The sequence below is a fragment of the Dermacoccus barathri genome (genome assembly GCF_015070805.1).
Taxonomy (GTDB): Bacteria; Actinomycetota; Actinomycetes; order Actinomycetales; family Dermatophilaceae; genus Dermacoccus; species Dermacoccus abyssi.
The window spans coordinates 413633-425222 of the sequence record NZ_JADCTK010000004.1; the positions used below are offsets into that span (position 1 = coordinate 413633).

Here is an 11590-nt window from a genome sequence, read left to right on the forward strand (position 1 = left end):
GTCCCTGACAGGACCTTCCGAACGTGCCTACGCTGAGCGCACCGAGGCACCACGGTCACGCTCGAACCGTCGGCCCCTCGGGTGACACTTCGGCAGACGGGGCGCGTATGACGTGGTCAGGGCACACGAAGCGCACGTTCCCGCGCACGGGAGTCTTCCTCGCCGCACTTGTCGGGCTCGTCGGCCTCCTGCCCCTTGTGGGCTGCACCTCTGGACCGAGCTTCCCCCGTTCGTCATCCAGCACCACTCGCATGGTCGTCCCGAGCGAGGTACCGCGGTTGGACGAGGGCTTCCTCGAGCGCCCCGTCGCCGAACCGCGGACTCGCGCCGATCGTGGCACCGAGTTGTGGGTGCGGAGCGTGCACCTCACGTCACGCGGTCGTGCCCACACGGTCACCGTCGCATCCGCTGCGAACGGATCGTTCTCCCTCACGGACGGGCGGCCGACGACAGCGACCACTCCCTTCGACCCGCCGGGGCGACCATCCTGCCGGATCATGAGCGAACGTCCTCTCGCGGCTCCTGTCCGGGGTGCCGCCTCGACGACCGACACCCTCTACGTCCTGCACTGTGCCGGTGGCGCGATGAACCTGCCCATCCTCACCGGAACGTGGAGCGGTGGAGGCTCCACGCATCAGACTCAGGCGGTCGTCGGAATCGGTGGCCCTGAGGCACAGGGACAGCCCACGCCCGCAGCAGGACCCGATTCGACCACCCGCCCGACGATCGAAGTTGTCACGGCCACGCACCAAGGCAACCGCGCCACACTTGTCGTGCGAGCCACGGAGGGATCGGTGCTCACACTCTCGAGCTACGCGACGCGCTGCACGACGCGCCTTTCTGGCCCGGCTCAGAAGGCTCCGGGGTCCGACATCCGCACCCTGCAGTACCGAATGGACTGCATGAAGGTGACCGGACTGGCCAACGCCCAGGTGATGGCCACACGGACCACCGGCGTACCCGGCGCCGAGCCCCGTGTCGACGCCGCCTTCGCGCCCGTTCCGAACCGGTGACGGCCGTCAGCCCAGCGCTGCCACTGCCGGAAGGATGGAACGGAACGCCACGCCGCGGTGACTGATGGCCGCCTTCTCCTCGGGGCTGTGCTCGGCCATGGTCCGCCCGCTGGGCAATTCGAAGATCGGGTCGTACCCGAAACCGCCCTCACCGCGACGATCACGCGTGAGGCGTCCCTCGACGGCGCCGTCGGCCACCTGCGTCGCCTGACCGGGCGCAGCGAGCGCAACGACGCAGTGGAAGCGCGCGGTCAGCCTCTCGAGGGGCACGTCGCCGGTCTGTGCGAGCAGGAGCTCCAGGTTCGCTTCGTCGTCGCCGTGGCGTCCGGCCCAGCGCGCCGAGAACACCCCGGGTGAGCCGCCGAGCACATCGACGGAGAGCCCGGAGTCATCGGCGAGCGCCGGCAGCCCCGTGGCTCGACTGACGTCGTCGGCCTTGAGACGAGCGTTCTCCTCGAAGGTGACGCCGCTCTCCACGGTGTCCACGAGATCCGGAAACTCACTCACGCCGACGACGTCGATGGCCAGGCGGGCGTCGTCGAGCAGGTGCTGGAACTCGGCGATCTTGCCGACGTTGCGCGTCGCGAGAACGATGCGCGTGCGCTCCCCCGTCACTGGATGCGCTCCCGCGCGTCGGCCTTGAGGGCTTCGCTCTGCTTCTGTGTGAGCGTCGTGATGCCACCCGCCGCGAGGTCGAGGAGCGCGTTCAGCTCGTCACGGCTGAACGGTGCGCCCTCGGCAGTTCCCTGCACCTCGACGATGCCGCCCGAACCCGTCATGACGACGTTCATGTCCGTCTCGGCCGTCGAGTCCTCTGGGTAGTCGAGGTCGAGGACGGGGCGCCCTTCGACGATGCCGACGCTGATGGCCGCGACCGAGTCGGTGAGCGGCTTCGCGGAGCTCTTGATGAGACCGCGCTCCTGCGCGTCCCGAATGGCGTCCGCGAGCGCCACGTAAGCACCCGTGATCGACGCGGTACGGGTACCGCCGTCCGCCTGGAGCACGTCGCAGTCGATGACGATGGTGTTCTCGCCCAGGGCCTTCGTGTCGATGACGGCGCGCAGGCTTCTGCCGATGAGGCGCGAGATCTCGTGCGTGCGCCCGCCGACCTTGCCCTTGCGGGCCTCACGGTCGCTGCGCGTGTTCGTCGAGCGCGGCAGCATCTCGTACTCACTCGTCACCCAGCCGGTGCCCTGGCCCTTGAGCCAGCGCGGCACGCCCTCGGTGAACGAGGCGGCGCACAGCACGCGCGTGCGACCGAACTCGACGAGGCAGCTGCCTTCGGCGTGGTCGAGCCAGTTGCGGGTGATGCGCACCTCGCGCAGCTGGTCGGGGGTACGTCCGTCGTGGCGGGGTGAGCTGGCGTCAGTCATGGGCACCACCCTATCGAGAGGACGCGAAGCTGCCGACGCCCTCGACGGGCGGACGGGGTCAGACGAAGCTCTGCCGGATCTCGTGACGCGGGCCGTCCATCGTCACGCGGGCGAGTGCTCCGTTGACGAGGACGTTCCCGGGCGGCACGTGGCCGAAGTCGACGTCACGCACGACGGGAACGTCCAGCTGTCCCAGGGCGTCCTCCACGGCGTCGTCCTGGGTGAAGTCGCCACTCGTCTTCGCTCCCGTTCGGCCGAGCAGCACGGCACGAGCGCCGTCGAACCAGCCCGCCAGCCGCAGGCCGTGCAGCATGCGTGCCGCGTCGAGAGCGGGGGCCTCGCAGTTCTCGAGGTAGACGATCGTGCCTTCCGGGCACCGCTCGGCGAACCGTGGCACGTCGCCGAACGGCGAGCCGGCCAGGTGACACACGACGTCGAGGCACCCGCCGATGAGCCTTCCCGTGACGTCGAGGCTTCCGCCGTCACAGCGCCAGCTCGCGGGTTCGCTCAGATCGACGCGGGTGACGGCGGGCAGCCTCGACCAGTCGTCCCAACCACCGCGACGGCGCACACCCGGGTCCTGCTGCACGAACTCCTCGCCGCGCTCGCGTGCGACGACATCGAGCCAGTGCGCCGTTCCGCGCGGCAGGTCGTAGGGCGTGTCCATGAGGTTCTGGCCGTGGAGGGTCGCCACGCCCGAACGGAGCGTCAGCGGCAGGAGAAGCGTCGAGATGTCGCTCCACCCGACCACCCAGGTGGGGTCGGCTGCGAGCGCGTCGGCGTCGAGCAGATCGACGATGTCGATGGCTGTCTCCCCACCCCACGGTGGCACGACGGCGCGCACCGACGGATCGCGCACGAAGGCGTTGAACTCGTCCGCGCGATCCTGCGCGGACGCACTCACGACGCCCTCGCCGCGCAGACAGTCCCCTTCGACGACACGGTAGCCACGGTCACGAAGCCACCCGATGACGAAGTCGAGGCGCCCCTCATGTTCGGGGCGCACGGGCCCGGACGATGCCGTCACCGCGATCGTGTCGCCGGGACGCAGGGGCCGCGGATAGGTGATGCCGGAAGGGGAACCGTTCATGCTTTCACCCTGTCAGAGGGGGCGGGCGCGGTCACCCCGACTTTCCGGTCGACTCAGAGGCCGGACAACTCGTAAACGTACGCCTCGACAACGCGCTCCTCGGCGCGTACCTCGACGACGACGCGGCGATACCCCGGCCCCTCGAAGTGATCGAGGCGCGGCCAGTGGCGCGGCAGCTCGGCCGACTCGAACAGGACACAGTTGACGTCGTCGGCGTCGTCGAGCGTCAGCCCCGGGTATCCGAACGCTGCGCCCCGGCCTGAGTCGACGCGCGTGCCGCGAACAACGGCGGGCGTCCATGTGCCGGGGATATCCGCCATGACGTGCTCGTTCGGCTCGCCGGGCGCGAGCGTCCCGTAGACGACGAGGCGGTGTTCGACGTCGAGTTCCTCTGGCGTCGCGGACGAACTCGTCATGCGCGCAGCTCGTAGCGCTGGCCCGCGCGAGCGACCTCGACCTCGCCCGCCCAGACGGTCTTGGCGTCGCGCACACAGTCCTCCACGGGCGTCCAGGCCGGAATGTGCGTGAGCACGAGTCGCTTCGCTCCGGCGTCCTGGGCGGCCTTCGCAGCGCGTGACCCGGTGAGGTGGACGTCCTTGAGGTCGTCGTCGCGTCCGTCGACGAAGGCGGAGTCCGTGAGCACGAGGTCGGCGTCGCACTCGAGGTCGACGAGGGCGTCACACGCGTCGGTGTCGCCGGTGTAGGCGAGCACGGCTCCGTCGGCTTCGACGCGCAGGCCGTAGGCCTCGACGGGGTGGTTGACGAGGAACGGGGTGATGTTCAGCGGTCCGACCGAGAACGTGGCGCGGTCGGCGAGATCGACGAACTTGTACGCGCCCGAGAGGTCCTCGTACTTGTCCACCATGTAGGCGCGCGTGATGCGCTCCTCGGCGCCGGGCGGTGCGAACACGGGCAGACGCGAGTCGAAGCGGCCGTGCGGGTCGTAGTTGCGCACGACGAAGTAACTACACAGATCGAGGCAGTGATCGGGGTGCAGATGGGAGATGACGACGGCGTCGATGTCATCGACCTCGCGGTAGTTCTGCAAGGCGCCGAGCGAACCGTTGCCGAAGTCGAGCAACACCGACCAGGTACGGCCCTCGCTCTCGGCCTCGACGAGGTAGCAGGACGCGGGGGAATCGGGGCCCGGGAACGATCCCGAGCAGCCGACGACGGTCAGCTTCACAGCACCGCCCCGTGCGTCACGGCGCTCACCTCGGGGCCGAGGAAGCGTCGGGCGAGATTTTCGAAGACCTGCGGATCGCCCGTCGTCGTCCACTGGTGCTGCGGCGGAGTGTCGTCCTCACGCAACTGACCGATGTCGGCCAGCACGCGGTAGACGTCCTTCGCCGTCTCCTCGGCGGAGGAGACGAGCGTGACCGTCGAGCCCATGACGTAGCTGATGACACCGGTGAGCAGCGGGTAGTGGGTGCAACCGAGGATGAGGGTGTCGACGCCCTGGTCGACGAGACCGTCGAGGTACTTGTGCGCCACGGTGAGGAGTTCGGGCCCGGACGTCGTGCCGGCCTCGACGAACTCGACGAAGCGCGGGCAGGGAACGCTGGCAACGTTGACCTGCGGTGCCGCGGCGAAACTGTCGACGTAGGCCGCGCTCTGGTGAGTGGCCCGCGTCGAGATGACCCCGACGCGGTTGTTGCGCGTCGCAGCGGCGGCGCGGCGGGTGGCGGGGCGGATCACCTCGACGACGGGAACGTCGTAGCGTTCGCGGGCGTCGTGAAGGACGGCAGCACTCGCCGAGTTACACGCGATGACGAGGGCCTTGACGCCCTGCTCGACGAGCGAGTCGAGGCACTCGAGCGCGTACTGGCGAACCTCGGCGATGGGACGCGGACCGTAGGGCGCCCGGGCGGTGTCGCCCAGGTAGATGATCTTCTCGTGCGGCAGCTGGTCGAGCACGGCGCGGGCCACCGTGAGGCCGCCGTAGCCGGAGTCGAAGATGCCGATCGGTGCGTCATTCACGCCTTTCAGCGTAAGTCCAGAACGAGCGCCCAGCGAAAACCCAGGCATGTGACAACACTCATGTTCGCCGCCATAGCGCCGGACTTTCCGCTGCCACATGCGGATTCGCGCCCGGCCAGCGGTTTCGTCAGGCGTCGTCCGACTCCTCGAGCGCGACGTAGGTGTTGGCCAGAACACCGATCTCCGGCACCTCGACCTCCACGCGCTGACCGGCCTTGACCGGACCGACACCCTCCGGCGTTCCGGTGAGGATGACGTCACCGGGCAGGAGGGTGAACGCGCGGCTCGCGTGCGAGATGAGTTCGGCGACGCCGAAGATCATGTCGGAGGTGGGGCCGTCCTGCACGACCTCGCCGTCGAGGCGGGTGGTGACTCGGCTGTCGGCCGGGTCGAGGTCGGTCTCGATCCACGGGCCGAGCGGGCAGAAGGTGTCGAAGCCCTTGGCCCGTGACCACTGACCGTCGCTCTTCTGCAGGTCGCGCGCGGTGACGTCGTTGCTGATCGTGTAGCCGAAGACGACCTTCTTCGCCTCCTCGGGCGAGACGTCCTTGCACATCCGGCCGATGACGACGGCGAGTTCGCCCTCGTAGTCGACGCGCTCGCTGATCGCCGGCATGACGACGGGGTCACCCGGGCCGATGACGGCGGTGTTCGGGATGAGGAACATGAGGGGCTCGGCGGGCACCTCGTTGCCCATCTCCTTGGCGTGGTCGGCGTAGTTGCGGCCTATGCCGATGATCTTGCTGCGCGGGATGACCGGTGCGAGCAGGCGAACGTCCTCGACCTGGTGCACCGTGCCGGTCAGCTCGATCTTCGTGTAGAGCGGATCTCCGGTGATCTCGGCGATCCTCTCGCCAGCCCCGTCGACCAGACCGAACATCGGGTCGTCGCCCGTGGTGAACCTCGCGATACGCATGCAGTCATCCTATCGACGCGGCGCCGGTTGCCCACGTCCGCCGTAGTCGCGCAACGGCGGCGTCCCTACGATGGTCCGGTGCAGGACTCAGCCACCACCCGCCCCACGCAAGTGGACTCCCAGGGCGTGAGAGCTGTTCTCACCCCGGACGAATGGCGTGCCTCCGAAGCGGCCCACGTCGCGCGCGTCGAACCGCACATCGCCCCGCACCTGGGACGCCGCAAGGAGAACCGCAAACACCCGGTCGAGGACTTCCTCTTCGTCTACTACTCGCACTCCCCAGGCAAGCTGCGCCGCTGGCATCCCGGCGCCGGCGTTGCGCTCCTCGTCGACGACGCAGGACGCACCCCGATCGCGGACGTCAAGTACACACGTCGTGTCGACCTGGCGAACGGCCCCGCCGAGATTCTCGACGTCGGTGCTTTCTCGCAGGCGCGCGACCGCACCATCGCGTTCGTCCGCTCACTGTTGACGGCCACCCTCGACCGCCCTGCGCACCTCGGCTGCTTCGGCATGCACGAGTGGGCGATGGTCTACAAGCTGCAGCCCGGCGAGCAGCGTCACGAACAGCTCCCCCTGCGTCTGAGCCAGGCCGCGACCGACGCTGTCGTCGACGCCGCCGACATCCGCTGCACCCATTTCGACGCCTACCGCTTCTTCACGCCGGACGCCGTGGACCTCAACCGCGAGCGCCCCACCCGCGAACGTCGGGTCGACTTCGAACAGCCCGCCTGTCTGCACGCCGGCATGGACGTCTACAAGTGGGCACACAAGCTGTGGCCGCTCGTGCCGAGCGAACTCGTCGTCGATGCCTTCGAGTTGGCCAAGGAGATCCGCGCCCTCGACATGGAGGCGAGCCCGTACGACGTGCGCGACCTCGGCTATGGCGTTGTGCCGATCGAAACCCCTCGCGGTCGAGCCGAATACGTGCGTCGCCAGAGGGAGTTCGCCGACAGGTCACAAGCTCTGCGTCGTCGCTTGCGCGACGCCCTTCCCAGCGACCGCGCCCAAGCCTGATCTCGCGTCACTCAGAGAAGGCGGCGGGCGAGGTACTCGGCCACGCCGTCCTCGTCGTTCGCAGCGCACCTGTCGTCGGCGGCCGCGAGCACGTCCTCGTGCGCGTTGGCCACGGCCACGCCGCGGCTCGCCCAGTCGAGCATCGGTAGGTCGTTGGGCATGTCGCCGAACGCCCAGACCGCCTCACGACCGATGCCGCGCTCGAGGCACCACGCCTCCAACCGGACGGCCTTCGTCACCCCGGGCGCCGAGATCTCTGCAAGCCCGCCCGCACCGGAGTAGGCCAGCACGCCACGCTCCCCCAGACACTGCGTGACGTCGGCGACGAACACGTCGTCGCTCCAAGCCTCGTCGCGAATGAGGATCTTGCCGACGACGAGGTCGTCGGGCAGTTCCGCGAGCTCGCAGTCGGTGACGTCACCAACGGCTGTGTCATGGCCGGGCTCACCGACGTGCTGATCGGGATAGGCGCGCGTGCGATACATGCCCCGGTCGGTCTCCACGGCAGCACCCGCGTTCGGGAACTCCCGCAACAGATCACCGACGAGGCCGCGCGCCACGCCCGGTTCGAAGCCGTGCGACTCGAGCACGACGCGATCGGCGACGTCGTAGACGAAGGCGCCGTTGCCACAGATCGCGACGCTGTGCGCGTCACGCGTACCGCCGACGATGTCGCTCAGGTGATGGAGCCATCGCGGCGGGCGCGCGGTGACGACGACCGTCTCCACGCCCGCACCCGCGAGCGCCGACCACACCTCGCCGGTGCGCGCGCTGACGGAGCCGTCGCTGCGCAGCAACGTTCCGTCGAGATCGCTCGCGACGAGACGCGGTCGCTCGTCGTCGTGTGAACGTGCCATGCCGATCAGGCCAGGCGCGTCATCCAGCCGCGCTTGTCCTCGACCTTGCCCTTCTGGATGGCGAGCAACGCCTCACGGATCTTCGTGGCCATCGGGCCGGCTTCGCCCTCGGGGCCGGACGTCACCTCACCGTCGGCCCACACGAGGCGACCGACCGGCGTGACGACGGCCGCGGTGCCGCAGGCGAAGATCTCGGTGATCGTGCCGTCGTTGCAGCCGTCGATCCACTCGTCGATCTGGATGCGACGCTCGACCGGCTTGAGGCCGAGGTCGGTGGCGAGTTCGAGGATGGAGTCACGCGTGACGCCCTCGAGGATGGTGCCCGTGAGCGCCGGCGTGATGAGTTCGCCGTCCTTCGTCACGAGGAAGAGGTTCATGCCGCCGAGCTCTTCGATGTAGGTGCCCTCGACCGAGTCGAGGAAGACGCTCTGGTCGCAGCCGCGCTCGTTCGCCTCGATCTGCGCCGCGAGGGAGCTGGCGTAGTTGCCACCGCACTTGGCAGCACCGGTGCCGCCGACGCCGGCGCGCGCGTAGTCACGCGAGAGCCACAGCGACACGGGCTTCACGCCGCCCTTGAAGTACGCACCGGCCGGCGAAGCGATGACCGAGTAGGTCACCTCCTTGCTCGGACGAACCCCGAGGAAGGCCTCGGACGCGAACATGAACGGACGCAGGTAGAGGCTCGCTTCGCCGTCCTCGAACGCGGGCACCCACGACTCGTCAGCCGCGACGATGGCCTTGAGCGACTCGACGAAGTCGGCCTCGTCGATCTTCGGCAGCGCGAGACGGTCGGCGCTGCGGTTGAAACGCTGAGCGTTCTTCTCGGGGCGGAAGGTCCAGACCGAACCGTCCTCGTGGCGATAGGCCTTCATACCCTCGAAGATCTCCTGCGCGTAGTGCAGAACGGCCGCGGCCGGGTCGATCTGGAAGGGGCCGTACTCCTTGACCTTGCCATCCCCCCAGCCCGACTCCTCACGCCACGTCGCGACGACCATGTGGTCGGTGAAGGACTGCCCGAAACCCGGGTTGCCCAGGATCTCGGCCCGCTCCGCGTCAGCGCGCGGGCTCGGGTTGGGCGTCATCGAAAAGGTCAGGGCCATGGTTCCTCCAGAGAAAGTGGTCCGGGTCACTGCGGATCAGGATATCGCCGCAAGGGAGGTGCGCGGACAACGGGCAACGCGTGAAACGGCGGGCGGGGCGCCTCGTCCGAGGTACCCCGCCGCCGCCGTCCGCGGATGGTGATGTCGCTCAGAGCCGCCCGGCGATCGCGTCGCCGACTTCGGTGGTCGAGCGCGGCTGCGAGCCGCGGGCTGCCAGGTCGGCGACGACGGCCTCCTCGATGCGTCGGGCCTCGTCCTCGCGGCCGAGGTGAGCCAAGAGCAGCGACGTCGACAGGATGGTGGCCGTCGGGTCGGCCTTGCCCTGACCCGCGATGTCGGGTGCCGAGCCGTGCACGGGCTCGAACATGCTCGGCGCCGCGCCCTCGGGGTTGATGTTTCCCGAGGCCGCAAGGCCGATGCCGCCGGTGACCGCGGCCGCCAGGTCCGTGACGATGTCGCCGAACAGGTTGTCCGTGACGATGACGTCGAAGCGCGACGGGTCGGTGACCATGTAGATCATCGCCGCGTCGATGTGCGCGTAGTCGTGCGTGACGTCGGGGTACTCGCGCCCGACCTCCTCGACCGTACGGCGCCACAGGTGGCCCGCGTACGAGAGCACGTTGTGCTTGTGCAGGAGCGTGACCTTCTTGCGCTCACGCTTGTTCGCGCGCTCGAACGCGTCACGAACCGTGCGCTCGATGCCGAATCGGCTGTTGACGCTCACCTCCGTCGCCATCTCGTGCGGGGTACCCACACGCAGGGCGCCGCCGTTGCCGGTGTACGGACCCTCGGTGCCTTCGCGCACGACGACGAAGTCGATTCCCTTGGCTGTGACGCTCTCGGCGAGCGGCGTCGTCACGCCTGGCAGCAACTTGGACGGACGCAGGTTGATGTAGTGGTCCAGTTCGAAGCGGATGCGCAGCAACAGCTCGCGCTCGAGCAGGCCGCTGGGGGCGCTCGGGTCGCCGATGGCGCCGAGGAGGATGACGTCGTGGCCGCGCAGCTCCTCGAGGACGGAATCCGGGAGCGTTTCACCGGTGGCGTTCCACCGACGGGCTCCGAGGTCGTACTCGGTTCGCTCGACGTCACCGTTCGTCATGGCGTCGAGCACCTTCAGCCCTTCGGCCACCACCTCGGGGCCGATTCCGTCACCTGCAATGACTGCCAGATCGATCGCGCTCATACGAGCAGAGTAGCGAACGTCTTGCAGTGTGAAACGCAAATCTCGCAATATGAGCAGACAAGGCGGGAGTGGCGCCTCGCGAAACGACGAACGGCCCCGCCGAGCCCGCCTGCGCACCTATGCTGACGTAGCTCTTCCCCTTACTTCGAGGTAACCGCGTGACCCAGCCGACCACCACCGGGCAACAGCACCACGAGGTGCCCGCTCTGGCGCGCAGCAAGCGACGTCCCGCGCTGGACGGTATCCGCGTGCTGTCCGTTGTGGCCGTGAAGATCTACCACGCCAACCCGGAGTGGATTCCGGGCGGCTATCAAGCCGGTGACCGACGCCACGTCGGGTTCGCCGCTCGACACGACGACGGGTTCGGGCGACAAGAAGATCGCGGTCGTCGGTGACTCGGTCGGCTACGGCCTCGCCTTCCAGTTCCCCGCCGGTTCCTACCCGGGTGTCTCCGTCACGGGTAGCGCGAAGATCGGCTGCGGTACCGCCGAGCAGTGGCTCGTCGTCAACGGCGTGCGTCAATCGCAGGACAACCCCGAGTGCCGCGACGTGTTCTCCGGGTGGGAGAACGCCGTGAAGAGTTCGAACGCGAAGGTCGTCGTCTGGTCGATGGGCGGCTGGGACGTCTACGACCACTACGTCGACGGCAAGGTGCTCAAGGAGCAGTCGCCCGAGTACGCGCGCTACTACCGTTCGCGCCTCGAGAAGGGCCTCGCGGCGTTCGGCCCGAAGACGCAGGTCTTCATCCCGAAGGTCGCCTGCTACGACCAGCCGAAGTTCGAGGTCGAAGGCCAGGACCTGGCCCTCGACCGCAACGACCCGGCGCGCGCCAAGGCCCTCAACGCCATCATCGACGACTTCGCGAAGGCGCACTCCGATCGCGTCCACGCCGTCGACCCGTCGTCGTGGCTGTGCAAGGACGGCAAGCCGATCGAGAAGATCGACGGCAAGGTCATGCGCGAGGACGGCGTCCACTACACCTCGGACGGCGCGAAGACGTTCTGGGCGTGGCTCATGCCGCAGCTCAAGAGCCATCTGTGACGCTGACGCCCACACACGCC

The 11590-nt window shown here is 68.6% G+C and carries 14 protein-coding genes; 4 read left to right on the plus strand and 10 right to left on the minus strand.

The window, feature by feature from the left end; all coding sequences use genetic code 11:
* Positions 1–497 precede the first annotated feature (497 nt).
* On the plus strand, positions 498–1013 hold the full coding sequence (locus tag IM689_RS09920) for a hypothetical protein (RefSeq protein WP_193643838.1): 516 nt from the start codon (positions 498–500) through the stop codon (positions 1011–1013).
* 6 nt (positions 1014–1019) lie between these two features.
* Here IM689_RS09920 and rdgB read toward each other — a convergent pair whose 3' ends face one another.
* From rdgB to IM689_RS09955, 7 genes are all read right to left on the minus strand, one after another.
* A complete protein-coding gene (gene rdgB, locus IM689_RS09925) occupies positions 1020–1628 on the minus strand; it encodes an RdgB/HAM1 family non-canonical purine NTP pyrophosphatase (RefSeq protein WP_193643839.1) in 609 nt (202 codons plus the stop codon).
* Complete coding sequence (rph, locus tag IM689_RS09930; RefSeq protein ID WP_193643840.1) at positions 1625–2386, minus strand: ribonuclease PH; 762 nt, start codon at positions 2384–2386, stop codon at positions 1625–1627. Before rph ends, rdgB begins: the two co-directional genes overlap by 4 nt.
* A gap of 58 nt (positions 2387–2444) precedes the next feature.
* Positions 2445–3476, minus strand: a complete 1032-nt coding sequence (locus IM689_RS09935; RefSeq protein WP_193643841.1) for a S66 family peptidase — start codon at positions 3474–3476, stop codon at positions 2445–2447.
* Between the two features lie 53 nt (positions 3477–3529).
* Positions 3530–3892 carry a gamma-glutamylcyclotransferase family protein gene (locus IM689_RS09940; RefSeq protein WP_193643842.1) on the minus strand — a complete coding sequence of 121 codons (363 nt, stop codon included), beginning with the start codon at positions 3890–3892 and terminating at the stop codon, positions 3530–3532.
* Positions 3889–4662 (minus strand): MBL fold metallo-hydrolase, encoded by a 774-nt coding sequence (locus IM689_RS09945; RefSeq protein WP_193643843.1) that lies wholly within the window; start codon positions 4660–4662, stop codon positions 3889–3891. Before IM689_RS09945 ends, IM689_RS09940 begins: the two co-directional genes overlap by 4 nt.
* The gene (murI, locus tag IM689_RS09950) at positions 4659–5456 is read right to left on the minus strand and encodes a glutamate racemase (protein ID WP_193643844.1); all 798 of its coding nucleotides are present in this window, start codon (positions 5454–5456) and stop codon (positions 4659–4661) included. Before murI ends, IM689_RS09945 begins: the two co-directional genes overlap by 4 nt.
* Before the next feature lie 127 nt (positions 5457–5583).
* Positions 5584–6372: a fumarylacetoacetate hydrolase family protein gene (locus IM689_RS09955; RefSeq protein ID WP_193643845.1), complete on the minus strand. Its 789-nt coding sequence runs from the start codon at positions 6370–6372 to the stop codon at positions 5584–5586.
* A gap of 126 nt (positions 6373–6498) precedes the next feature.
* On the opposite strand from IM689_RS09955, the gene IM689_RS09960 reads away from it, so the two are divergent.
* Positions 6499–7389, plus strand: coding sequence for a 3-methyladenine DNA glycosylase (locus tag IM689_RS09960; RefSeq protein ID WP_193643846.1), 891 nt, complete (start codon positions 6499–6501; stop codon positions 7387–7389).
* 11 nt (positions 7390–7400) lie between these two features.
* Here IM689_RS09960 and IM689_RS09965 read toward each other — a convergent pair whose 3' ends face one another.
* The 3 genes from IM689_RS09965 to IM689_RS09975 form a co-directional block, all read right to left on the minus strand.
* Positions 7401–8246 carry an HAD family hydrolase gene (locus tag IM689_RS09965; RefSeq protein ID WP_193643847.1) on the minus strand — a complete coding sequence of 282 codons (846 nt, stop codon included), beginning with the start codon at positions 8244–8246 and terminating at the stop codon, positions 7401–7403.
* 5 nt (positions 8247–8251) lie between these two features.
* Complete coding sequence (locus tag IM689_RS09970) at positions 8252–9346, minus strand: branched-chain amino acid aminotransferase (protein WP_193643848.1); 1095 nt, start codon at positions 9344–9346, stop codon at positions 8252–8254.
* Between the two features lie 148 nt (positions 9347–9494).
* A complete protein-coding gene (locus tag IM689_RS09975; RefSeq protein WP_193643849.1) occupies positions 9495–10529 on the minus strand; it encodes a 3-isopropylmalate dehydrogenase in 1035 nt (344 codons plus the stop codon).
* 158 nt (positions 10530–10687) lie between these two features.
* Here IM689_RS09975 and IM689_RS09980 point away from each other — a divergent pair, with 158 nt between their 5' ends.
* Both IM689_RS09980 and IM689_RS09985 read left to right on the plus strand, forming a co-directional pair.
* Positions 10688–10924: a hypothetical protein gene (locus IM689_RS09980; protein ID WP_193643850.1), complete on the plus strand. Its 237-nt coding sequence runs from the start codon at positions 10688–10690 to the stop codon at positions 10922–10924.
* Complete coding sequence (locus IM689_RS09985; RefSeq protein WP_193643851.1) at positions 10848–11570, plus strand: DUF459 domain-containing protein; 723 nt, start codon at positions 10848–10850, stop codon at positions 11568–11570. The genes IM689_RS09980 and IM689_RS09985 overlap by 77 nt, the downstream gene beginning before the upstream one ends.
* Positions 11571–11590: the final 20 nt, after the last annotated feature.

Coding starts and splice junctions, on each gene's coding strand:
- IM689_RS09920 (WP_193643838.1), top strand. CDS start 498: ATGAGCGAACGTCCTCTCGCGGCTCCTGTCCGGGGTGCCGCCTCGACG.
- rph (WP_193643840.1), bottom strand. CDS start 2,386: ATGACTGACGCCAGCTCACCCCGCCACGACGGACGTACCCCCGACCAG.
- IM689_RS09935 (WP_193643841.1), bottom strand. CDS start 3,476: ATGAACGGTTCCCCTTCCGGCATCACCTATCCGCGGCCCCTGCGTCCC.
- IM689_RS09940 (WP_193643842.1), bottom strand. CDS start 3,892: ATGACGAGTTCGTCCGCGACGCCAGAGGAACTCGACGTCGAACACCGC.
- IM689_RS09955 (WP_193643845.1), bottom strand. CDS start 6,372: ATGCGTATCGCGAGGTTCACCACGGGCGACGACCCGATGTTCGGTCTG.
- IM689_RS09965 (WP_193643847.1), bottom strand. CDS start 8,246: ATGGCACGTTCACACGACGACGAGCGACCGCGTCTCGTCGCGAGCGAT.
- IM689_RS09970 (WP_193643848.1), bottom strand. CDS start 9,346: ATGGCCCTGACCTTTTCGATGACGCCCAACCCGAGCCCGCGCGCTGAC.
- IM689_RS09975 (WP_193643849.1), bottom strand. CDS start 10,529: ATGAGCGCGATCGATCTGGCAGTCATTGCAGGTGACGGAATCGGCCCC.